The organism is Klebsiella sp. RHBSTW-00215, from assembly GCF_014103785.1.
Taxonomy (GTDB): Bacteria; Pseudomonadota; Gammaproteobacteria; order Enterobacterales; family Enterobacteriaceae; genus Klebsiella.
Genome location: NZ_JABXQS010000001.1, coordinates 3,587,177 through 3,607,183, shown reverse-complemented (window position 1 = coordinate 3,607,183; position 20,007 = coordinate 3,587,177). Strand labels below are relative to the sequence as shown.

The 20,007-nt window shown below is 50.7% G+C and carries 35 protein-coding genes and 1 pseudogene; 16 read left to right on the top strand and 20 right to left on the bottom strand.

Annotation, left to right across the window (positions count from 1 at the left end; translation table 11 throughout):
* Positions 1-29: 29 nt before the first annotated feature.
* The 17 genes and pseudogenes from HV127_RS17130 to HV127_RS17050 form a co-directional block, all read right to left on the bottom strand.
* On the bottom strand, positions 30-638 hold the full coding sequence (locus HV127_RS17130; protein ID WP_182237473.1) for a hypothetical protein: 609 nt from the start codon (positions 636-638) through the stop codon (positions 30-32).
* Positions 635-775: a YlcG family protein gene (locus tag HV127_RS17125; protein WP_182237471.1), complete on the bottom strand. Its 141-nt coding sequence runs from the start codon at positions 773-775 to the stop codon at positions 635-637. Before HV127_RS17125 ends, HV127_RS17130 begins: the two co-directional genes overlap by 4 nt.
* Positions 775-1,416, bottom strand: a pseudogene (locus HV127_RS17120) (phage N-6-adenine-methyltransferase); the annotation flags it as partial. The gene HV127_RS17125 and the pseudogene HV127_RS17120, both read right to left, overlap by 1 nt.
* Positions 1,413-2,018, bottom strand: a complete 606-nt coding sequence (locus tag HV127_RS17115) for a recombination protein NinG (RefSeq protein WP_182237466.1) — start codon at positions 2,016-2,018, stop codon at positions 1,413-1,415. The gene HV127_RS17115 and the pseudogene HV127_RS17120, both read right to left, overlap by 4 nt.
* Before the next feature lie 164 nt (positions 2,019-2,182).
* Positions 2,183-2,452, bottom strand: a complete 270-nt coding sequence (locus tag HV127_RS17110) for a hypothetical protein (RefSeq protein WP_182237463.1) — start codon at positions 2,450-2,452, stop codon at positions 2,183-2,185.
* A 75-nt stretch (positions 2,453-2,527) separates the two neighbouring features.
* Positions 2,528-2,911 carry a hypothetical protein gene (locus tag HV127_RS17105; RefSeq protein ID WP_182240899.1) on the bottom strand — a complete coding sequence of 128 codons (384 nt, stop codon included), beginning with the start codon at positions 2,909-2,911 and terminating at the stop codon, positions 2,528-2,530.
* Positions 2,908-3,381, bottom strand: a complete 474-nt coding sequence (locus tag HV127_RS31750) for a hypothetical protein (RefSeq protein WP_228727471.1) — start codon at positions 3,379-3,381, stop codon at positions 2,908-2,910. The genes HV127_RS17105 and HV127_RS31750 overlap by 4 nt, the downstream gene beginning before the upstream one ends.
* The gene (locus HV127_RS17095; RefSeq protein ID WP_182237461.1) at positions 3,378-3,554 is read right to left on the bottom strand and encodes a hypothetical protein; all 177 of its coding nucleotides are present in this window, start codon (positions 3,552-3,554) and stop codon (positions 3,378-3,380) included. The genes HV127_RS31750 and HV127_RS17095 overlap by 4 nt, the downstream gene beginning before the upstream one ends.
* Positions 3,554-4,012, bottom strand: coding sequence for a hypothetical protein (locus HV127_RS31745; protein ID WP_228727470.1), 459 nt, complete (start codon positions 4,010-4,012; stop codon positions 3,554-3,556). The genes HV127_RS17095 and HV127_RS31745 overlap by 1 nt, the downstream gene beginning before the upstream one ends.
* Positions 4,013-4,208: 196 nt before the next feature.
* Positions 4,209-4,676 (bottom strand): ead/Ea22-like family protein, encoded by a 468-nt coding sequence (locus tag HV127_RS17085; RefSeq protein ID WP_182237459.1) that lies wholly within the window; start codon positions 4,674-4,676, stop codon positions 4,209-4,211.
* Positions 4,673-5,458 carry a hypothetical protein gene (locus HV127_RS17080; RefSeq protein WP_182237457.1) on the bottom strand — a complete coding sequence of 262 codons (786 nt, stop codon included), beginning with the start codon at positions 5,456-5,458 and terminating at the stop codon, positions 4,673-4,675. The genes HV127_RS17085 and HV127_RS17080 overlap by 4 nt, the downstream gene beginning before the upstream one ends.
* Before the next feature lie 2 nt (positions 5,459-5,460).
* On the bottom strand, positions 5,461-6,153 hold the full coding sequence (locus HV127_RS17075; protein ID WP_182237455.1) for a hypothetical protein: 693 nt from the start codon (positions 6,151-6,153) through the stop codon (positions 5,461-5,463).
* Positions 6,137-6,358: a hypothetical protein gene (locus HV127_RS17070; protein WP_182237453.1), complete on the bottom strand. Its 222-nt coding sequence runs from the start codon at positions 6,356-6,358 to the stop codon at positions 6,137-6,139. Before HV127_RS17070 ends, HV127_RS17075 begins: the two co-directional genes overlap by 17 nt.
* A 10-nt stretch (positions 6,359-6,368) precedes the next feature.
* Complete coding sequence (locus HV127_RS17065; RefSeq protein WP_182237451.1) at positions 6,369-7,445, bottom strand: hypothetical protein; 1,077 nt, start codon at positions 7,443-7,445, stop codon at positions 6,369-6,371.
* Positions 7,442-7,696 (bottom strand): hypothetical protein, encoded by a 255-nt coding sequence (locus tag HV127_RS17060; protein WP_182237449.1) that lies wholly within the window; start codon positions 7,694-7,696, stop codon positions 7,442-7,444. Before HV127_RS17060 ends, HV127_RS17065 begins: the two co-directional genes overlap by 4 nt.
* 14 nt (positions 7,697-7,710) lie before the next feature.
* Positions 7,711-8,124, bottom strand: coding sequence for a toxin YdaT family protein (locus HV127_RS17055; RefSeq protein ID WP_182237447.1), 414 nt, complete (start codon positions 8,122-8,124; stop codon positions 7,711-7,713).
* Positions 8,125-8,127: 3 nt separating this feature from the next.
* A complete protein-coding gene (locus HV127_RS17050) occupies positions 8,128-8,379 on the bottom strand; it encodes a YdaS family helix-turn-helix protein (protein ID WP_182237445.1) in 252 nt (83 codons plus the stop codon).
* Between the two features lie 108 nt (positions 8,380-8,487).
* Here HV127_RS17050 and HV127_RS17045 point away from each other — a divergent pair, with 108 nt between their 5' ends.
* The 3 genes from HV127_RS17045 (at position 8,488) to HV127_RS17035 (ending at position 9,729) form a co-directional block, all read left to right on the top strand.
* Entirely contained in the window at positions 8,488-8,889 is a 402-nt protein-coding gene (locus tag HV127_RS17045; protein WP_182237443.1) for a helix-turn-helix domain-containing protein, read from the top strand.
* Between the two features lie 76 nt (positions 8,890-8,965).
* Positions 8,966-9,220, top strand: a complete 255-nt coding sequence (locus HV127_RS17040; RefSeq protein ID WP_142461855.1) for a hypothetical protein — start codon at positions 8,966-8,968, stop codon at positions 9,218-9,220.
* The gene (locus tag HV127_RS17035; protein ID WP_142461856.1) at positions 9,217-9,729 is read left to right on the top strand and encodes a hypothetical protein; all 513 of its coding nucleotides are present in this window, start codon (positions 9,217-9,219) and stop codon (positions 9,727-9,729) included. The genes HV127_RS17040 and HV127_RS17035 overlap by 4 nt, the downstream gene beginning before the upstream one ends.
* 44 nt (positions 9,730-9,773) lie before the next feature.
* Here the strand turns inward: HV127_RS17035 and fumD are convergent, their stop codons facing one another.
* Positions 9,774-9,983 carry a fumarate hydratase FumD gene (gene fumD / locus HV127_RS17030; protein ID WP_128696945.1) on the bottom strand — a complete coding sequence of 70 codons (210 nt, stop codon included), beginning with the start codon at positions 9,981-9,983 and terminating at the stop codon, positions 9,774-9,776.
* 246 nt (positions 9,984-10,229) lie between these two features.
* Between fumD and HV127_RS17025 the strand changes: the two genes are divergently transcribed.
* From HV127_RS17025 to HV127_RS16980, 11 genes are all read left to right on the top strand, one after another.
* Positions 10,230-10,460, top strand: a complete 231-nt coding sequence (locus tag HV127_RS17025; protein ID WP_142461857.1) for a hypothetical protein — start codon at positions 10,230-10,232, stop codon at positions 10,458-10,460.
* A gap of 245 nt (positions 10,461-10,705) precedes the next feature.
* Positions 10,706-10,816 carry a hypothetical protein gene (locus HV127_RS32095; RefSeq protein WP_004111705.1) on the top strand — a complete coding sequence of 37 codons (111 nt, stop codon included), beginning with the start codon at positions 10,706-10,708 and terminating at the stop codon, positions 10,814-10,816.
* A complete protein-coding gene (locus HV127_RS17020) occupies positions 10,809-11,102 on the top strand; it encodes a host cell division inhibitory peptide Kil (RefSeq protein WP_182237441.1) in 294 nt (97 codons plus the stop codon). The genes HV127_RS32095 and HV127_RS17020 overlap by 8 nt, the downstream gene beginning before the upstream one ends.
* Positions 11,103-11,167: 65 nt before the next feature.
* On the top strand, positions 11,168-11,401 hold the full coding sequence (locus tag HV127_RS17015; RefSeq protein ID WP_182237439.1) for a hypothetical protein: 234 nt from the start codon (positions 11,168-11,170) through the stop codon (positions 11,399-11,401).
* Between the two features lie 14 nt (positions 11,402-11,415).
* On the top strand, positions 11,416-11,862 hold the full coding sequence (locus HV127_RS17010) for an ASCH domain-containing protein (protein WP_182237437.1): 447 nt from the start codon (positions 11,416-11,418) through the stop codon (positions 11,860-11,862).
* Positions 11,859-12,215, top strand: coding sequence for a hypothetical protein (locus HV127_RS17005; protein ID WP_128696940.1), 357 nt, complete (start codon positions 11,859-11,861; stop codon positions 12,213-12,215). Before HV127_RS17010 ends, HV127_RS17005 begins: the two co-directional genes overlap by 4 nt.
* Positions 12,212-12,613, top strand: coding sequence for a ParB/RepB/Spo0J family partition protein (locus tag HV127_RS17000; protein WP_182237435.1), 402 nt, complete (start codon positions 12,212-12,214; stop codon positions 12,611-12,613). The genes HV127_RS17005 and HV127_RS17000 overlap by 4 nt, the downstream gene beginning before the upstream one ends.
* A complete protein-coding gene (locus HV127_RS16995) occupies positions 12,610-12,996 on the top strand; it encodes a hypothetical protein (RefSeq protein ID WP_228727469.1) in 387 nt (128 codons plus the stop codon). Before HV127_RS17000 ends, HV127_RS16995 begins: the two co-directional genes overlap by 4 nt.
* Before the next feature lie 66 nt (positions 12,997-13,062).
* Positions 13,063-13,278 (top strand): excisionase family protein, encoded by a 216-nt coding sequence (gene xisR / locus HV127_RS16990; protein WP_004111685.1) that lies wholly within the window; start codon positions 13,063-13,065, stop codon positions 13,276-13,278.
* Positions 13,278-14,564, top strand: coding sequence for a site-specific integrase (locus HV127_RS16985; RefSeq protein ID WP_182237433.1), 1,287 nt, complete (start codon positions 13,278-13,280; stop codon positions 14,562-14,564). Before xisR ends, HV127_RS16985 begins: the two co-directional genes overlap by 1 nt.
* A 98-nt stretch (positions 14,565-14,662) precedes the next feature.
* Positions 14,663-15,289, top strand: a complete 627-nt coding sequence (locus HV127_RS16980; protein ID WP_182237431.1) for a glutathione S-transferase family protein — start codon at positions 14,663-14,665, stop codon at positions 15,287-15,289.
* 1 nt (position 15,290) lies between these two features.
* On the opposite strand, the gene HV127_RS16975 is transcribed toward HV127_RS16980, so the two are convergent.
* Both HV127_RS16975 and bssR read right to left on the bottom strand, forming a co-directional pair.
* The gene (locus HV127_RS16975) at positions 15,291-16,403 is read right to left on the bottom strand and encodes a PQQ-dependent sugar dehydrogenase (RefSeq protein WP_182237429.1); all 1,113 of its coding nucleotides are present in this window, start codon (positions 16,401-16,403) and stop codon (positions 15,291-15,293) included.
* 103 nt (positions 16,404-16,506) lie between these two features.
* A complete protein-coding gene (gene bssR / locus HV127_RS16970) occupies positions 16,507-16,890 on the bottom strand; it encodes a biofilm formation regulator BssR (protein WP_182240702.1) in 384 nt (127 codons plus the stop codon).
* Between the two features lie 389 nt (positions 16,891-17,279).
* Here bssR and HV127_RS16965 point away from each other — a divergent pair, with 389 nt between their 5' ends.
* Positions 17,280-18,521 (top strand): oligosaccharide MFS transporter, encoded by a 1,242-nt coding sequence (locus HV127_RS16965; RefSeq protein ID WP_181421831.1) that lies wholly within the window; start codon positions 17,280-17,282, stop codon positions 18,519-18,521.
* A 125-nt stretch (positions 18,522-18,646) separates the two neighbouring features.
* A complete protein-coding gene (gene rimO, locus HV127_RS16960) occupies positions 18,647-19,972 on the top strand; it encodes a 30S ribosomal protein S12 methylthiotransferase RimO (RefSeq protein ID WP_142513199.1) in 1,326 nt (441 codons plus the stop codon).
* Positions 19,973-20,007 lie beyond the last annotated feature (35 nt).

Below are 20,007 nucleotides of genomic sequence, written 5' to 3'. Positions count from 1 at the left end.
AAAAGCCCACTTAAGTGGGCTCTTGGACATTAATCTTCCTGGGCTTTCAGGCTTTGCCGGGCTGACAAAAATGTTTTCGCCTGAAATACCTGCAAGCACCAGTTAACACGATCCTTTGCCATCTTGAACGTCAGCCATGGAGCTGCCCGCTCCAGCTCACGGGCAATATCCGCGACTTTTTTACGAGTGGTGTAAAAACTCATCCCTACGATATAAACCGGATCCGTTATGTCGAATGCCTTTAACACACACTCCTCAACGAAATCCGCATCATCATCTCTTATAGCGGTATCTATTATGCTGGTAGTGGGTTTCGGCCATAAAATTGCGTGTGCTCTATTTAACGCATGCTGACCGCGATAACCTTCCTCCCTCGCCTGCTTAATTGCCGCAGTAAAGCGCTCAAGTGATTTATCAGACCAGCGTTCTCCTCTGATAACTCGCCAGCACTCATGGCTTCTTGGTAATCGGGGCGCAGCCTCACCGCGCATGGTATCACCCCATACGGTAAGCAATGATTTAATCCAGCCTGATTGTATGCCGGTCAAGAGTTTTGCCCGCCCCAGATAGCGCTTATGCGTAGCCAGGGCAACCTCATTAAGGGCCGCATTATGTCTACGGCGTTGCATTGGAGTCATGCTGTCTCTCCCCGGATCTGGCAGGTGCGTATAAAGTTTTTCAGTATGCGGTAGTCAACCAATACAGTGCCGCGATGACGGCAAAGGCGAAGCTTCATCCAGCGGTAGCGGATCCGCTCTATTGCGTCACGGCTCATGCGGTCACCTTCTTATCAATAGCAAACTGTGCCAGCGCCATAAATGCGTAGCCTTTCGCTTCCAGTTCGGTGCGGTTGATATAGCTGAATTTCTCGCCTCGCCAGGTCTTATCAAACACAGCTATGGCACCAGCGAAAAATGCGCTGGTCGGCCTTTGTTTGTCGTTGGCAGGGTTAAACCAGACAGGCAGATCGAAACCAATTCGCCCACGGATAAAGCAGACATGATCCGCGTCTTCCGGCCACCACGTTTCGCTCGTTGCGGATTTCACCAGGAAAACATAGCGGCCGCCCTTCTCTCGTTGCGCTGCTGCGTAGTTCATGATGTGAGTCATGCCAGTGATGGCTTGCTTTTCGTGGTATTGAGAGCGGCTATACGGTGGATTGCCAAAGGCTGCGCCACCGATTAAGTCCAGCATTTCCGACCAGTCCTGTGTCAGCGCATTATCTTCTGCCGTGTACCAGACAGGGCATTTTGCGTTGCTATCATCAGCGAACAGGTCCAGCATCAACGGGCCAAACATCGCATTGATACCCCAGAAAAGCGGATCCGGCGTTCGCCACTGGTCACCAACCTCTTTTAAATAATGGGATGGTGCATTGCGCTGAGTCGTGAGGGATTCGCAGTAAGAATTAGTCATGCAGCCTCCTGCGCTTTTTTCAGGGCGCGTAAGTCTGCCAGCGCTTCGAGCCTGATTGCCTTCAACTCTTCGCCTGTCCAGCGGTGCGGGGTATTGTTGTTTTCCAGCTCTTGGACGGCAGTTTCACCGTATTTCTTAACCAGCCCTGCGCGATAAGCTTCGATATTCCCGGATTTATGGGTATTACAGACGTCGCATTGAAGGTTGATGTTGATGCGGTTAAAGCGAAGGTGACCAGCGGCGGCGGTCGTCCGGTAGTGCCCGGCGTGCCATGCGTTGGCATTGTGAGTGTCGCAAGAAATGCAGCCCTCACCGTTCGCCAGAGCCGTTTCGCGGCAAATATCGTTAACCGTTCTTTGGGTGTAATCAATCCAGTGCTTGAGGGGTTTTACTGCATCTTTACGCTGACGCCAGAGAGCACGCTCTTTTTTGTGCTGCTGGCGTTGCTGTTGGTGTTCCTGAGAACGTTCTTTGGCTTTCTTTTTCTCATGCAGTTGAATAGCTAGAGCTGTTCCGTGCTCGGGGCTGCACCAGCGAATATTGGGGTAAGCGGGATAAAACCACTCATTACAGATTTTGCATTTGCGGCGAGGTAATTTCATGCTGCACCACCTGGGCGCAGATGAACAGAGACACCGCGCTCAAGGGCACGGTGTGAAATGGCGTTGCTGCGTTTTTGCGTCATCACTTTACTCCGGTGATGGCGCCATAGATTCGGTGTTCAGCCGATGTGATTATTATAAATCAGCTTGCTGTATGTGAGCTATCAATTTGGTAACTTTTGTTCGACCTTGTTATGAATCTCCCACAGGCTGATTCCGCAACTTGCGCAGAAACTGGCGAGATAGTCCAGGCCAGCCCACTCCCGAACGCCTCCGCGCGCAGCCTCGACAAAAACCGCGATTTCCTTATCGCGCCAAAGACCAAATAACCGCCAGCCGCCACCATCAGGACTTTTTACCGCGGCTATGCGCGTTAATACGCCGGTTTGATACAGCTCGGTGAAGGCTGGCTTTTTCCTCGTTATCATTCGCATAAATAACAAACCTTAGATTTGTTGATAGCAAATAGCATGTTTACGTTTTACGGATTCGAGTTTGTAAGGCATGCGTCAGACCTTAAACCGATGGCTTGTTATTCTGGCGCCCATGTCCATCTCATCCCTGATTTGATGCTCACCTTTCACCTCCTGCGGGGCAGCTGCCAATCTGGTTGCATCAAACGCAGCCTTCTCATTACTTAAAAGTTGGGCGAATACCTCCGGCGATAACGCGTTCACCACTGAATACAGGGCGGGTAGATAATCGGTGCTGTCCGTGAAATAAATCGCTGCGACGGCTTCCGATAGCGCTTCTTTTGAACCATCCGGAATCGCCGGAGAGTTGCCAGCCTCATAAGCTACGCGCATCCAGTGATAAAAAGCTTCTGTGGTAACACAGCCGCAATCAACCTCAATGACGCCGTTTTGTTGCGATAACCATTCTTCGAATTTCATGACTTACCTCCGCTGAGCATGGCGTCAGCATATTGCGTCAGTGTGTCAATTCCGTACTCGTTCTTCTCGTGCAACCAGTTGGGATAATGCGTCCAGATTTCCATGCCAAAATGTCGATAATCAGGATTTTCGCCAGGGTGCGCTGTTGCATCGAATCCAGCCGAACCAATAATTCGGATGCGGGCACTTCCCAGCAATGCGCGCCAACGTTTAGCATCCCGCTGCACATCTTCCGGCACTACCGGCGCTGGCTGCGCGTGGCGATAGAGTGGGACTTCGTTAATCCCCATCCCCTTTGTCCACATGCAGGCCATATCATTGACGAAACATAATTCTGCTTCGTCGGTGTACGCCACCGGCTCGCAGTCCATTGCGGCCAGCGCCATGCGGGCCAATGCCGAAGCCTCACCGCATTGCACATGGTCAGTCTCGATAATGTTGAGTAGTGTTTCTCGTGAAAATTCGCTCATTTCCGGTCCACCTTAATTTTGCTGAGCGCCTCAAAGTGCCTGCGCATAGTTGCCTGTACCTCTGGATGCTGCCAGTTGGTATGAATAGAGCCGTCTTCGTCGATGGTGAATTTTCCGGCGTTTTCTGTGAGAACCCTCTTGAGGCGTTGTTCGGAACTTTCGATTTTGAACATCACTCATCCTCCACCTTGATGCCAGCGGCGCGAGGAATATTTACCTCAACAATGCGCACGGTGGGCTTATACATCTCGATGGCGGTAAGCCAGTCAGCACCAGTCATCCGTTTTTCGGCGTCGCCATTAGCCCAGGTCACAGGCACTCCGATAGCCTTCATGGCAATCTCAATTTCGCCAGCAATCGCGCTCTTACCACAGCCTGTAAAACCGGCCACAGTAACCAGAACCTCGCCTTGCTTCACGGTGATGGTGCGGGACTCCAGCTCGGCGATGCGCTGGCGCAGAGCAGTAACCTCGTCGAACAACTCACAGGCAGTACGTCCCTGCTCAATCGCTTTTGTCTGCGCCTTCTCCAGCGCCTCTACCAGCTCCATGGTCTCCGCTGGGGAAAGATGCTCACCACACTCAGCGTTGATTCTGGCTCTCTGCGCCATTTCGGTGATATCAGTTGTCATGCTGCACGCTCCGTGCGGTGTGTGTGGTTTTTCCAGCGGTTCTGAGCAGCAGAGTTTTTATCCTTACGACCCATTACGTGCCTACCGGAATGCACCAGGCCGACTGAGCGGCGATTGCTTACCCTCACCCATTTCCGCAGGTACCAGTGTTTCCCACCTCTGGACAGGAGCGCTCTGGCTTTTCTGTTGCTCATGCTCATTTGGCCTCCACGCGCATCTGCTGGGCGATATCTTCCAGGATGCCATCAGCAAAAGAACGGTCGAAATCACCCTCTGGTGCATCTGCCATAAACTCGGTTGAGGTGAGAATCATGCGAGCGATATCGGCAGCGTTTTTGGCTGTGTCTTCGATAAAACCTGCATCCCAAGCAGCCAGCATCCTATTAGCAACGAAGTGTGCACCTTCAACGCGGCCATCAGCCTTAATCCCGGCTACGATGTGATCGGTGGCATGGGTTTCCAGATTCATATTCAGCGGGTAATCAGCATCAAGTTCTTCATGGATGAATTCAGCCAAATTATTTCGGCTTTCCTTCAGCACCACATTCTCCGCAGCCAGCTGCTGGTACGCTTTCGCCAGCTTCAGGAACTTCTGCTCTCTGATCGACAGCTCGCCCGCAGACTCCAGCGACTGAATGAGCTCGATTACTGTTTCAATATTCATACAGCCTCCCCTAACACCCAGCGCAGAGCATCAGCGTAATCTCCACTGGCGCCCTCGAGGGCTTTGGTTATTTCTTTGCGGGTTTTAATGCGTGGTTTCTTATCGCCCAGCACCTGACGCTGGCGACGCGCTTTTTCATGGCCGGTAGTGCCAGCAGTTGCCGCTTCGATTTCGGCTACCTTTTCCCGCTGTTCTTCGGGTTTCAGTGATGCCAGTTGACGCGCCTGGGTAACTGTTACTGTGCCGGACTCTACAGCGTCTTTGACTGCCTGAGTGGCATCCAGCAGTGATAGGGTTGCGCGTACAGTGGGGACGCTGACACCGAACATCAGCGCGAGGTCTTCCTCATCATGCCCGCGCTCCAGCGCATCAGCCATTTTTTTGGCTCTGCCCAGCGGTGTATCGGCTTGGCGGATTTCGTTTGCGCTGACCATCGCCTGAGCCATGCGTACAGCTGAACCGCGTTTAGTAACTGCCGGAACCAGCAGCGGGGTTTTACCCTCTTTTGCCAGACGGCTGTTAGCCTCCAGGGTATGACGGACACGTTGACGGCCATCGACCACACAGGACAGCCCGGTTTCAGGGTCTTTCCAGACAATAATCGGCTCCAGAACACCCTGGTCCATGATGTTCAGCACCATGGCTTCACTGAGAGGTAAGTGAATACGTTCATCGTAAAGCGGGTGGGCCTTATCAGTGACCAGATGCAATTTTTCAGGTTCAAACATCAGAACGTTGGTTTTGCCGCTGGCACCGTATGCGTCGATTGAATTCTTAGCCATGTTTACGCCCCCATTACCTGCTGAATGAATTTCTTGTGCTTGCCAAGCTCACGTATGGTTTCGCGCAACTTCTGCAGGCGGTTTAATTTTGTTTTGGCTTGCCGGATTTCTTTCGCGACTTGCGCCAGCGTCGGGATGACTGTTTCATTCTGGGGCTTGATAAGCACCGGGATTGTATTAATGAATTCCTGCGCCTGAGTGGGCTTAGACTCAACCGGCAGCACTGGCTCTTCAGTGGACTCTGGCAAGCTCCATGTAACGCCCTTTCCTGTCCCGTTCTTCACAATGCGGCCCCGCTTCTCCAGTACGCACAGTGTAGAAATCATGCCGCGAGAGTCGCGACTCAGCGCCTTACCAATATCAGCGGCGGTCATGCGGTCATTCTTGCGGAGTAGTTCCGAAACCTTCTCAAGCTCAGCATCAGGATCCAGACGCTCCGGGTGGCGTGGTGCTTTTGTCTTAGCGGTATTCTTGGCGCGTGAAACTGGTTTAGGGGTAGCGGCAACTTTCGGTTTAACTTCAGGCGTAAACGGTATTACCAGATTCCAGTAGCCGTTGGTGCTGGCTACCTTCTCAAGCTCTTCAAGTTCACGGAGCAGGTTAAGCGCTTCGATAGGCTCAATCTTCATTCGCGCCGCTATTTCTCTGGTAGTGGCTTTACCCATCGCTTTCAGGATATCAGTCAGGTTTTCCATTGCTCACCTCGTTTTTGTTAACCGCCGCAGCCCATTTTTGTTCCAGGGCCTGTCTGGCTTTTCTCTTTCCACCAGCCCAGTAACTATGCTGGATTCGGTAATGGTCGTTAGGACATTTCAGCGCACCAGAGCAGGATCCAAACGTATAATCTTTCCAGTGAAACTCAGGTGCTGCGCCGCAATCAGGGCATTTCTGTAATTTCATTAAAATCTCCTTAGCCCCTGAAACCCTTGGGAATATCTGCCTGAACTTTGCCGCTAAAACCGAGGTTGCCGCCGGTTGCGAGATTTACCGGGCACAGCTTCAGTGCCAGCTCTGGCCATTTGTTGCGTAATGTCTTCATGGTTTGAACTTTTGGGCACCAGAACTGATCGCGCTGAATGCGCTCAATCATGGTGCGAATTTGGTCGTGGCTACATCCATGCTCCTGGCGAAGCAGGCGAACCTCTTGGGCCCATGCGACAAAGTTTGGCTCTCTCGGTTTTGCCAGAGTTCCGTCGAATTCGGCGGCGCGTTCGTACATCTCGATGATGGTCGACCAGAACCAAATCGCGAGATCGAAATCGTCATCGGTAGCCAGGTTGCTGTCTTCGGTTGCATCCGGGATTTCCATCTCAGGGATGACCGTTTCACGTCCTGATTCTGCAAAGTTATCCACAGGAAGAATCTCTCCCGCGTGGTTTTTATGATCTGTATGTAGTGATCTGTTTTTAAGATCTGTATAGAGATAGGATTCGGCTTGAGAGCCGTTTCCAGGATTCGGCTCTTGGGCCGTTTCCATTCGGCTCTTGGGACGAATGCATTCGGCTTGAGAGCCGTTTCCATTACTTTCAACAACTTGCTTTGATTCGGCTCTTAAGCCGTTTCCATTCGGCTCTTGAGCCGTATCCATATCTTTCAATGGTTTATTTGAATTTCCCCCTTGCGGGAATATTTTGGCGATTAGTGCATCCTGATCGACCCGGTAATGCTTCTTCGGTGTACCGCTTACCTGTCGAAGTTCTTCCTCAATAACCCCCGACAGGTACTGCTCTGTAATCTTGAACATTGCCTTTCTGACCACATCACCATCTTTAGCGCGAACCTCTTTCGCAAGCGCTGCATGCTCTTTGTAAAACCAGCCATTTTCCAGGCTCGACTTACCCGACCAGAACACCAGCTGATTGAGAATGGCCGCCAGCAAATGCTGTTGCCTGTCTCCTGCAAAGAAATCCAGATACGGTCCGGGGATCGTGATGCAGTTCCCCTGCCCCGACATGGCCTGAACAATTTCAAAGACCTGATTGTTCATTCCGAAACCTCATTGTGTTGCCGTAAAAACTCTCTCAATCCCACCCAGCCAATAGCCCCGCAGGCTTTGCGGTATGAAACATCTTTTTTAGTCGCACTGATTACCGTCACCGTGTGGCCCTTGTGCCTGTGCTGAAAGCGTGTGCCGGCCTTAGGGATGCCGTTGTTTGCACAATCTCCTTCAGAGGGCACATACGCCGGATAGGCCCGTTTCAGGCGAGCAATCAATTCAGCAGCAGACTGGTTACACATAGTCACCTCCGGAATCAGTGGTATTTCGTTACTTCAACAGCGCGATGCTGGTACGCCTTGCTGTACAGTGCTTCAATCGCGTCATCATGAGCATCAATCGCCGTTCCGATTGCATACTGAGCCGACAGCAAAGCCCGACGCTCAATCGTGTCGTAGATGCTCAGACGATGCCGAATTTCACGCGGCAGAACGCGCAGGATTGACGGAAGCAGCAGACGGATTTTTTCACGCTGCTGTTCGGTTTCACCTTTCAGCCAGCGGTGGAAGATATTCTGCTGATTGGCCCACGTTTTGCCCGGAACCAGGCGAAGCTCAGTCCCACCTGAACGCACATACTCTTCAGTAATAGCGTTGGCTGCGTATGCCTGACCGACTTCAGCAGCCCAGACCAGCAGAACCATTTCTACATGCTCGTGTTTGATTTCCATTAATCAGACTCCTTCTTGTTTCTCAGGTACATTCATCCCTACAGGCAAACCATCGGTAGTTTTGGGATAAATATCAGGGCGTAACTCATGAGGCGTAATGCTCCACTCCATAAGCTCACAAAGCTGGATTACCCGTGCGGCTGGAACTTTGGTACTTAACCAGAGCGACACCGATTGCTGCATACAACCCAGGCGCCGACCAATTTCAGCTTGAGAAAAGCGCTGGGTAATTTTGTTTCTTAATTCTTCTTTCATTCACCAAGTCTCCAAGTTAACAAGATGAAGAGTACAAGATACTCTTGTTGATGGTCAACAGTTATTTCTTGTGATGATAAATACAAGCATTCCCTGTAAAATTTACCAATGATGAAAGCTATAGAAATTTCAATGTACCGGCTTAGCAGGCTCCTGAAAGAGACGGGATGGAGTCAGGCAGAACTCGCCCGTAGAATAGGTGTGACACAGCAAACTGTGCAGCAGTGGGTTAACGGAAAATCCACTCCAAAGCCCGCCAGTATTGATAGCCTTGTAAAAGTTACAGGTCATCCACCCTACTGGTTCATGCTCCCTCCTGACGAAGGCGATCAGGTGGTGACTCCAGACGCAATGAAGCTAGGCCCAATGCAATTGGACCTGCTTAAAACCTTCAATGCGTTCCCGGAAGAAGACCAGCAGCAAATGCTGTCTGAAATGAAAGATCGCAAAGAGACAATGGATAAGACCGTTGCCCGGTGGCTTGCAGCCCAGAAGGGCAATAAAGCTTAACAAAAAGATTAGATGTTTGGGTTACGGGGTGCGGTGATTCATCATTGCAGCAACTCGTTGTTTATAAAGGATTACAATGGGCTTCTCTCTTTTTAAATTGGATGTTGGCGACGATATTGTTTCTAAATCCATTGATGCCCTCAGCAATGCCTGGCAGAAAATTGATGATAGACATCCGCTTTTGGGTTGTTTACTGATTCTTTCTTTGCCTACCATCGCTATTTACTTCATCTACACTTGGGGTAGACTCAAAACAACTGAAACCGAGTTGGATCGAAGGGCAAAAGATTCAAACGCGAAACGGAAAAGGAAAAAGGAGGGCAAAAAATGACAAACTGGCTGTATGCACTAGCTATATGCGTTGGCGTTTTGGCCTACTGGATCCTATGTCGTAAGAGTGCATTGAAGCATCAGAGGCGAGCGGTTGAAATGCTGGAAGGCTTTCTGGATGACGATAACATCTCTGAAAAAGAGAAAACGAAAATGTTTCTTAACTATCGCCTGTTCAGAAATTGGTTTGCACTGCCTTTATTTGCAGTGCTTACCCCGTTTTTCGTCATTTTTGCCCTAGCGTCCAACAAGTTTCAACCAGAGCAGTTAGCGAAGGAAAACAGTAAAGAATTTGATGAGTTTTTTGGTGTACTGATGCAAATGTATATGGCAAGAAATCCCATAATTTCAGTGTTTGTTCTCTCTGGAGTTGGGGTATCCTTAGCTATATCTTTAGTTATTGGCACTATGCTTAACAAGGCATCAAAGATTCCGAATCATACCTTGCTAGTAACCGGAATTGCGATGAAATTGCTGGCTTTGAAGCATAAATTCAGGCACGCACACTAGTAAGCATTTCTAAACCCGGTCCCCCGCGCCGGGTTTTCTTTGCCCTACTCTTCCAGCAGCTTCACCGCCAGTTCCATCACCTGAATCTGATCCAAATCCCACTTATCCAGCCCCTTTGCAATCTCCGTTCTTATCACGTCTGCTATGGCTACCCGCTTGGTTTCATGACCTTCGGCAACCATAGCAAACACGACATCCCCGACAATGCGACACATCTCCTGATAGCGCAGCTGCGCGGCTTCTTCGTAGTCCATATCCACAATCCTCTTTGACGTTTTTATGAGCATACCACGAACCCCTCCCTGCCCCATACGGTCACTCCCGCTCTGGCCGAATGGTCCCCCACCAAACAACAACAAAATACAGTTGCAACCAACAATATTTTGCAGTAGATTTAACCCATCAACACCACAACGGTGCCATAGATAAACGTTCCGCTACCCGGCGATAAGGGTCAACTAACGAGGTGTGACATGTCACATCAATCAATAGGAGCAGAAATGAAAAAGGCATCAGAAATCAGCCCAGAAACCCGCAATTTCCGAATTGCTCAGTTGATTAACCAGAAGATTTCCCAGCCAGTGTGCGACGTAACAATAGCGTTGGTTCTGGCTGGGAAGACTGAAAGTGAAATTACAGAGGCAGCAGAAATTACTGCACGTGTGATTTTAAAGACGCTCAGTAATCACCTGGAGAAAGGTGACCGAACTCTTCGTTGTGAAGGCGAATAAAGGTCTCGTCATCAAGCACCCCGAAATCACCAGACTCCCTGAGGAGGGCTTCGAATTCCCCCTCAAGGTCCAGAAGCCTTGACAGGTATTCGATTGGGGTTAGTGGCTCAGTTGTTCGGGATAAGTAGTTTTTTGCTAGCTCAAGTGCATCGAGATTAGACATGTCGAACCTCCTTCGGTCCGTAGGTGTAGGAACCGTCAGGATATACCGGGGGAAGGTTCGGCACCAATAAGAGGGTAGGAATATGAGCAGAAACGGCATTCGTTCACTGGTAATTGTTCTGGCTATCTGCCTTGTTGCCTGGTCAGCGACGATCATCAAAATTCTACATGTTACGGGGGTGTTCAATGGCTAATTTTCTGCAAAGCAACCCGATGGTTAAAGCAGCTCAAAGCAAACTCGCTATTGCGCAGTTCATTGGTAACAGTTGCATGTGGTCTGATGCCATGGCGTCAATAAAAGATATTCATGAAGCAACCAAGCACGAAGAAGACCGTATGTTTTGTGGTCGTACGGATGCGCTTTCAGGACTTCAATTTCGTGATGTTATTTTAAATTATGACCTGTACGGAGATTTAATTTCCGTAGATGCTGACTTGCTTACAGGTCAATATAAAGTAAATACCGAAGTTTCATTTTAATTATCGAATAAATGAATTAATGCCTTAAATGGCAGGTATCCACACACCTTAACGCAGGAATAAATATGGAAACCGAAACACACCACTGCTATGGCTGCGGCGGCTCCTTTGCACGCGAAGAGTTGCAATATCGCCCATTTGGTAAAGGCGCTTATCGTAAGAATGCCTATTACCGCCCTGTATGTAATGAGAAGCAAAAGAAGAAAGAAACACTTACGGCTGCAAAATCTTCATTCCGAAACTCATTACCAAAAAGACCGGCAGGATTTCAATTACGACCGGCGGCGTGGAATAAATAATTGGAGGACGAAATATGAAAGCTCTCTCTATACGCCAGCCGTGGGCGTGGCTCATCATTAACGGATACAAAGATATTGAGAACCGAAATTGGGACACGAAATACCGTGGGCCGGTACTCATTCACGCCTCAAGCAAACGGCCTACTGTGGACGAGGTAAAAGAAGCTCGTAGCATTCTGGAGAGGACGAACGGCCGAGAAGTGGCACTTATGATGCCTTCCGCCAACAACTTCCAGCTGGGCGGCATCGTTGGGGTTGTCCGCATCGACGGAACCACCCGACTCAGTGACTCGCCGTGGTTTTTCGGCCCGGTCGGAATTCAGTTGAACTACGCGAAGCCGCTGCGATTCGTACCCATGAAGGGGCGATTGAGCTTTTTCAATACGGGCCTGCGTCCACACGGTGTTTTCAATTTCCTTGTTCCTGAAGGTTATCAGGATGCGACGGAGGGAACCTTATGAGCTGCGGATATCAAGGTTATGAATTTGGTGCGCATTACCCGGATAGCCTTTGCTGCGATGGTTATCTGTGGGATTGCGACGCATACGAAGATGGCATGCTGACGAATGGTGGTGACATTCCTTGCCCTGTCTGTAATCGCAAGCAGTGGCTGGCCTTCTACCGCGATCACATCATTGAGTGCGGAATGATGCAGTCAGAGCGCAAGCGTGGACCTAAAACAGTGAAATACGGCGGTTTCCCTGAGCCCGTACGTGGTGATGCAAAGGCTATGCGCACCATCCGTCGCTGGCTGCGTCGCGGTTGGTATCAAGGCCGGAAGTTCGATGCGGAAGCGCACAAGGTGGCGGCATGAGCATCATCAAAGGCCAACTTATCAGCAGCCAGCGCTATCTGGACAGGTCGAAAGTGGCAGACAGAGCGCTGCGCTTTAAACGGTTCATAGTGGCTGTCTATCCCATCATTTTACGTGGGGTTCAGTACACCATCCTGATGGACGGGCATCACAACTACGCAGCAGCAAAGCTGGCAGGTGTAGAACCGGATTTCCGCCCGATCACTAAGAAGGTGATGAAAATCATTGGTGGAATGACTGAGCACGAGCGTGAGGCTCTATTCATTAACAACGTTACCGACAGCAATTATTACTACGTTGAAACCGGTGAAGTGGTTCAGGAACTTCTGTTGCCGGATACGTCGTGCAAGTTCCAGGCTCACGCGGGTAATCAATGGATATTTGGGGGTGCAGCATGAATATCACCGAACTTACCCCGGAGGTTGCCAGAGAGTCCGGCAGCATCCTGATTATCGTCGCCGCACGACTGGTGCGTCGTGAGTTCTTTGCTCCACTGCATAACCTCTGCGAAATGAACAAGCGTGTTGTAAGCACCCGTGAACTTCGCAATGCCATAGAGCGGGCAGAGGAATGCATGAACCGCGAGGCTCTGAAGATTGTTGATGGTCATGACAGGCTGACCAAAAAGCTCAAAGAGGCTGAGGCCCGCATTGCGGAACTGGAGCTAAGGCATCGCCAACGCGACCGCGATGACTTTATCAGAGGAATTACTCACCCTGCATCTCTATATACCGCCGATGAAGCTATGGAAGCAATTGCAGAATACGACCGTACGCACTGAACTGATTTCCAATAATCAACATTAAACCGGGGAACTGATTATAGTTTCCCGGCCATGAGGTTATTTATGGCCGATATTACTCAAGAAGATGAATGGGTGATGGAAAAGGGAATTGTAGCGAAGATGTATATGACTCCCCGGCAAATTAAATCTTACCGGGAGGGGAGATGGATCGAGGGTATTCATTATAAGAAGCACCCACCAGATCCAAAGGCTTCAGAAGGAAGGGTAACGCTTCTCTACAACTACACCAGGATTAATAGGCTTGTCGGGGAAACATAATGAATATGCCTGCTGGCGTAGAGCTGCATGGGAAAGGAATAAGAATTAGCTTTCTATATCGCGGCATACGTTGCCGCGAAGTTTTGCGGGGCTGGACTGTATCAAATAGCAATATAAAAAAAGCTGGCAATCTCCGTGCTTTAATTATGAGTGAGATTCAGCAAGGTAAATTTGACTATGCAGAGCACTTTCCTGAATCAAAGGCGCTTAAAAAATTCACCACAACACAAAAAATTAAAACCTTCGGCGAATTGTGCAAAGTTTATCTTAATGCCAAAAAGCTTGAGGTCTCAGCTGCGTCATACAGAGGCGCAGAATCACGTATAGCAACACTTTGCGCTATTGTTGGAAGTAATACGCATATTGCGGATATTCAGCATACCGACCTGTTGAATTACAGGAACGCGCTATTAACTGGTAACACCTTTAGCGATCACGCGCCCTGGCTTAAAAGAAAAGGTCGCGCTGTATCCACGGTCAACGGCCTGATGAACAACCTGACTGCGTTGCTCAAACTGGCGAACCTGAGCGGCTTTATCGAGCATACCCCTCACGAAGGTATAAAGATGCTCAAGCGCTCCAGGAGAGACCCGGATCCGCTTCTTCAGAGCGAGTTCGAGGGATTTATAAAAGCGCTAACTCCTCGGCATGCTTTGCTCTGGACTACAGCTATCTTTACGGGTCTTCGGCATGGCGAGCTAACAGCTTTAGCCTGGGAGGATGTAGATCTTGATAAGGGTGAGCTTCACGTCAGGCGTAATCAAACTAATGAGGGGCTGTTTGTGCCACCCAAAACCGAAGCGGGGAACAGAACTGTAACCCTGCTTGAGCCTGCGCTGAACGCCTTACGTGAGCAATTCAAGCTAACTGGCGCATTAAGCAAAACCGAAATCACTTTTCATCACCGAGAACATGGCTTAACTGAACAACAAAAATTGCGATTCGTGTTTATCCCGCCCAAAAACTGGCGCGGGGAAACGAAGTATTACGGCTCTCAGTCTCTGGGGTATAGTTGGGAGGCGGGATTAAAGAAGGCGGGAATCAGGAGCAGACGCCCTTACCAGTCGCGCCACACGTTCGCATGCTGGCTTTTAACTGCCGGAGCTAACCCGTCTTTCATCGCCGGGCAAATGGGCCACGAGAACGCGAAGATGGTTTATGAGATTTACTCGAAGTGGATCGGAGAGATGGACCGCAACCAGGTGGAAATGCTGAACAGTAGTTTTTCTGACGTTGTGTCCCAAGGATGCCCCAAACGCAAGGTAGTAGGCATAAAAAACGTTTAGTTTCAGTAGAATAAAATCACTTGCCGGAATATTAACTTTATTCCAACATGAATGCTCATCACGCTGCAATGGCGGCTAAATAAAAGGCAGGAGCGGATATGATTACGCTATGGGGCAGAAATAACTCGACCAATGTGAAGAAAGTGCGCTGGGTGCTGGAAGAGCTCGATCTCCCGTATCAGCAAATTCTGGCGGGACTGGAGTTCGGCCTGAACCATGACCCGGCGTATCTGGCCATGAACCCCAATGGCCTGGTGCCGCTGTTAAAAGATGAGTCCACCGACATCGTGCTTTGGGAATCGAATACTATTATTCGCTATCTGGCCGCGCAATATGGTCAGAATCGCCTGTGGGTAGAGTCGCCGGCATTGCGTGCCCAGGGTGACAAATGGATGGACTGGTCCAACGGTTCGCTCTCTCCTGCTCATCGGCCCATTTTGATGGGGCTGGTCAGAACACCGCCGGAAAAGCGCGATCCCGTCGCAATTGAAGCGGGCATTGCCGCTTGCGAGGCGCTGTTCGCCATTCTTGATGATGAACTGGCGCACCATCCGTGGCTCTCAGGAGATGCCTTCGGCTTGGGCGATATTGCCGTCGCGCCGTTCGTATACAACCTGTTGGAAAGCGTAAAAACCTGGCAACCGCGCCCGCACCTGCAGCGCTGGTATCAGCAGATTAACGAGCGTCAGGCCTGGCGCAATGTAGTGATGATCCCGGTCACCTGATTTAGCCTGCCGGACTCACCTTCAGCAGTTCGCCGTTGAACTCGTCGGTTAACACATACAGATAACCGTCGGGTCCAACGCGCACATCACGGATGCGCTTCCCGCGATCGGCCAAAATGCGTTCCTCTTCAGTGGCTTTATCGCCATCCACCTTCAATACAATCAGCGACTGATCCTTCAGCGCACCGATAAACAACCGGTGTTGCCACTGCGGGAAGGTCGTTGCGTCGTAAAAAGCCATCCCGCTCACCGCCGGAGATTTTTCCCAAACAAACAGCGGAGCTTCGGTTCCCGCCACCGCCTTGCCTTTGGCTTCCGGTATCGGCAGACCGCTGTAATTGATGCCGTGCGTCGCCAGCGGCCAGCCGTAGTTTTTCCCCTTTTGCGGGATATTAATCTCATCACCCCCGCGTGGACCGTGTTCATTCAACCACAGCGTATCGCTCCACGGATTCATCGCCATCCCCTGCGGATTACGAATACCGTAAGACCAGATTTCCGGCTTGACGCCCGGCTTACCGACAAAAGGGTTATCAGTGGGGACTTTGCCATCAGCCGTCAGACGGACCACTTTTCCCTGAAGCTTATCCAGATCCTGAGCTGTCGAACGCTGGTTATTTTCCCCAAGTCCGATAAACAGATACCCGTGGCCGTCAAACACCATCCGTCCGCCGAAATGGTTGCCGATAGAGAGTTTTGGCTGTTGGCGGAATACGACCTGGAAGTTTTCCAGGCGCTTGAGATCATCGCTTAATCGCCCATAGCCGACGGCGGTCCCCGCTTTACCATCATCGCCGCCTTCGGCATAGCTCAGCCAGACGCGTCGCGACTGGGAAAAGTCCGGCGCTAATACGACGTCCAGCAGCCCACCCTGACCGTTGGCCCATACCTGCGGAACGCCAGATAACGCCGAAGACAGCCCTTTGTTCGGTTGCCAGATCTTAAGCTCGCCGCCGCGCAGGGTTATCAGTATGCCTTTATCGTCAGGCAGAAAGGCCAGCGCCCACGGGTGTTCAAGCTGATTCAGCAACACCTCTACGCGCTCCTGGGCGGCAAAGGTTGCGGCGGGTAACAACAACGCGGTAAGGGCTATCAGGTTGACGGTCTGGCGCATGGCACTCTCCTTTTGTCAGCAATGGGATAAGGGTAGCCAGCGTGGGGAGGCGGGAAGAGATTTTTACATAACATTAATCAGGGGGAGCAGGCTCCCCCTTATCTCAGGCAGGGTGAATAGGCGCAGAATCATTCAATTTATGAATATTTAGCGTCAATACTGCCAGGCAGCGTTCCAGCTTATCTACGTTAATCGCAATGTAGGATGGGCAATCATGATGCCCGGTCATCAGGCATACCGCCGCAGAGGCGATGGCTTCACCCGCAAGTCGCAGGGCTTCCTTCTCCTCCGGCGCGATGGCGTGCTGCAAGCGCGGAGCGCGTTCACGCATTTCATGACACAGTTCAAACAGGTTATCACGCAGATGGTCATTTTCGCTGACCGACATATAGCCTTTCGCTTTTCGCAACTGCAAATAAGCATCAAGATCAATATTGGCATTAATCAGCTTATTCATAAGGTTACGATATAGTTTGTCAACAGTCATCATAGCTCCTCCTCTGTCGTCCTTTACCATAACTATAATATGGTCATTTTTCGTACAAAACGATGAGAGAGATCAATAAATACCAGTCCATTAACATCATTTACAATGTTACAACGATAGGTAAAATCCTTCCCTGCGTTCAGACAGCCCCCAAAGCAAAAAACAATAAAAATGTTATACGCTCTCATAAAAATACAATTTTCAATCTGGCGATGAACAATCATTTATTGCAGCAATGATCACAAAACAGCGTAATGCTTATTGCCTGAAAAGCCTGCCGGGTGTCATATCATGCCAATAAATGTATTACGTATAACATTCAAAAACAACAGCAAGCAGCTCGATCCTGTTTGCAACCTTTATCTCTATCGCTTGAAGGAACTGAAATGATTACGCCCGGCAAAAGAAACTATATCTTGTTGAGTCTTTTCGATTTCCTCTATCTGTTCGCCTGGTCATCGACCATGGCGTTTTTTGTTATCTGGACCACTCAACACCTCGGGATTAGTGCGACCAAAACCGGCCTGCTCTATTCGGTCAATGCCTTTATCGCCTTGCTGATGCAGCCCTTCTTCGGTTTTATTTCCGACAAGTTTGGCCTGAAAAAGCGGCTGATCTGGATCCTGGTCGCAATGCTGCTGCCGGTTGGCCCGTTCTTTATCTATTTATATGCGCCGCTACTGGTACACAGCTTCTGGCTAGGGGCACTGCTTGGCGGGGTATACCTGGGGATTATTTTCAACTCCGGCTGCGGGGTGATTGATTCGTATATCGATAAAATCTCGCGCCGCTATCAGTTCGAATATGGTCGCGTGCGGATGTGGGGATCGTTAGGCTGGGCGGCTGCAGCGTGGATCGTCGGCAAATATATCGACAGCAATCCGAACCTTGCTTTCTGGCTGGCCAGCTTCGCCATCGTTATCGCGGCAATCTGTTTTATGCTGACTAAGGTCGAATTGACCGAAGCGGAAATGCAAAAAACCAGCGCGTTGAAAGTTTCGCATGCCCTGGAACTGGCGAAGAACGGTCAGTTCTGGATGCTGTTGGTGTTTACCCTTTTTGTTACGCAAATCTACGACACCTATGACCAGCAGTTCGCTCAATACTTTTCTCTGCAGTTTCCGACGCCGGAAGAAGGCAACCGTTGGTACGGGATTCTGGCTTCCATTCAGGTGTGCGGCGAAACGCTGTTTTTATGCCTGATGCCGTGGTTTGTTAACCGCACCGGCGCGAAGTGGGCGTTGATCATTGCCGGGCTGATTATGTCAGTGCGTATCGTCGGCTCTGCTATCCCGCTTGGTCCGGTGTGGATCGGCGCAGTCAAAATGATGCATGCGCTGGAAAAACCGCTGATTCTGGTTTCGGTGTTTAAATTTATCGCCGCCAACTTCGACAACAAGCTGTCATCGACGGTCTACCTGCTGGTGCTGTTTGTTGCCTCTATCGCCACCGCGATTTACTCACCATTGGCGGGATATTTGTACGACACCATTGGCTTTGCGCACACGTATTACATTCTGGGCGGCATCGCCGGGCTGTTTACACTGATCTCGATATTTACCCTTCGCGATAACCGGGAGCCGACTTCCCCCGGAACAGCGCCAGGTACAGGGGTGACGCAAGCGCAGTAATTTTCGCGCCCGGGATATTCTCCCGGGCTTTTTCATCATTAAGCATGTCGTTGCTATACTCTTTTCCCCAAAGATCTGTAAAATCCCTGCCCTGACCATTCCAATAATTGAACACTTTTTAAGCTATGAGCAATGTCACCCATCAGCCGAAAATCGGCTTTGTCTCTCTGGGCTGCCCGAAAAATCTCGTGGACTCAGAACGTATCCTGACCGAACTGCGCACCGAAGGGTATGACGTGGTTCCAACCTACGATAACGCCGATATGGTTATCGTAAACACCTGCGGCTTTATTGATAGCGCCGTGCAGGAGTCGCTGGAAGCGATTGGCGAAGCGCTGAAAGAAAACGGCAAAGTGATTGTCACCGGTTGCCTGGGCGCGAAAGAAGATCAGATCCGTGAAGTCCATCCGAAGGTGCTGGAAATTACCGGCCCGCACAGCTACGAGCAGGTGCTGGAACACGTCCACCACTACGCGCCGAAGCCAAAACATAACCCGTTCCTGAGCCTGGTGCCGGAACAGGGTGTTAAGCTGACGCCGCGTCATTACGCCTATTTAAAAATTTCTGAAGGCTGCAACCATCGCTGCACCTTCTGCATTATCCCGTCAATGCGCGGCGACCTGGTCAGCCGTCCGATTGGTGAAGTGCTGGCGGAAGCCAAACGCCTGGCCGATGCCGGGGTCAAAGAGCTGCTGGTGATTTCTCAGGACACCTCCGCCTACGGCGTTGATGTCAAGCATCGCAGCGGCTTCCATAACGGTATGCCGGTGAAAACCAACATGGTAAGCCTGTGCGAAGAGCTGGCTAAGCTCGGTATCTGGGTGCGCCTGCACTACGTCTACCCGTATCCGCATGTTGATGATGTCATCCCGCTGATGGCGGAAGGCAAAATTCTGCCGTATCTGGATATCCCGCTACAGCACGCCAGCCCGCGTATTCTCAAAATGATGAAACGCCCTGGCTCCGCTGACCGTCAGCTGGCGCGTATCAAACAGTGGCGCGAAGTCTGCCCTGAGCTGACCCTGCGCTCGACCTTTATCGTCGGCTTCCCGGGCGAAACGGAAGAAGATTTCCAGATGCTGCTCGACTTCCTGAAAGAGGCCCGTCTCGACCGCGTTGGCTGCTTCAAATACAGCCCGGTGGAAGGTGCGACCGCTAACGAACTGGCGGACCAGGTGCCAGAAGAGGTTAAAGAAGAGCGCTGGAACCGCTTTATGCAACTTCAACAGCAGATCTCCGCCGAGCGCCTGCAAGAAAAAGTGGGCCGCGAAATTATGGTCCTGATCGATGAAGTTGATGAAGAAGGCGCGATTGGCCGCAGCATGGCGGATGCTCCGGAAATCGACGGCGCGGTCTACCTGAATGGCGAAAGCAAAGTTAAACCGGGTGACGTTGTGCGGGTGAAAGTCGAACACGCCGATGAATACGACCTGTGGGGCAGCCGGGTTTAATTCCTTCCTCTGAATGTATCCCGGATTGCGGCGCT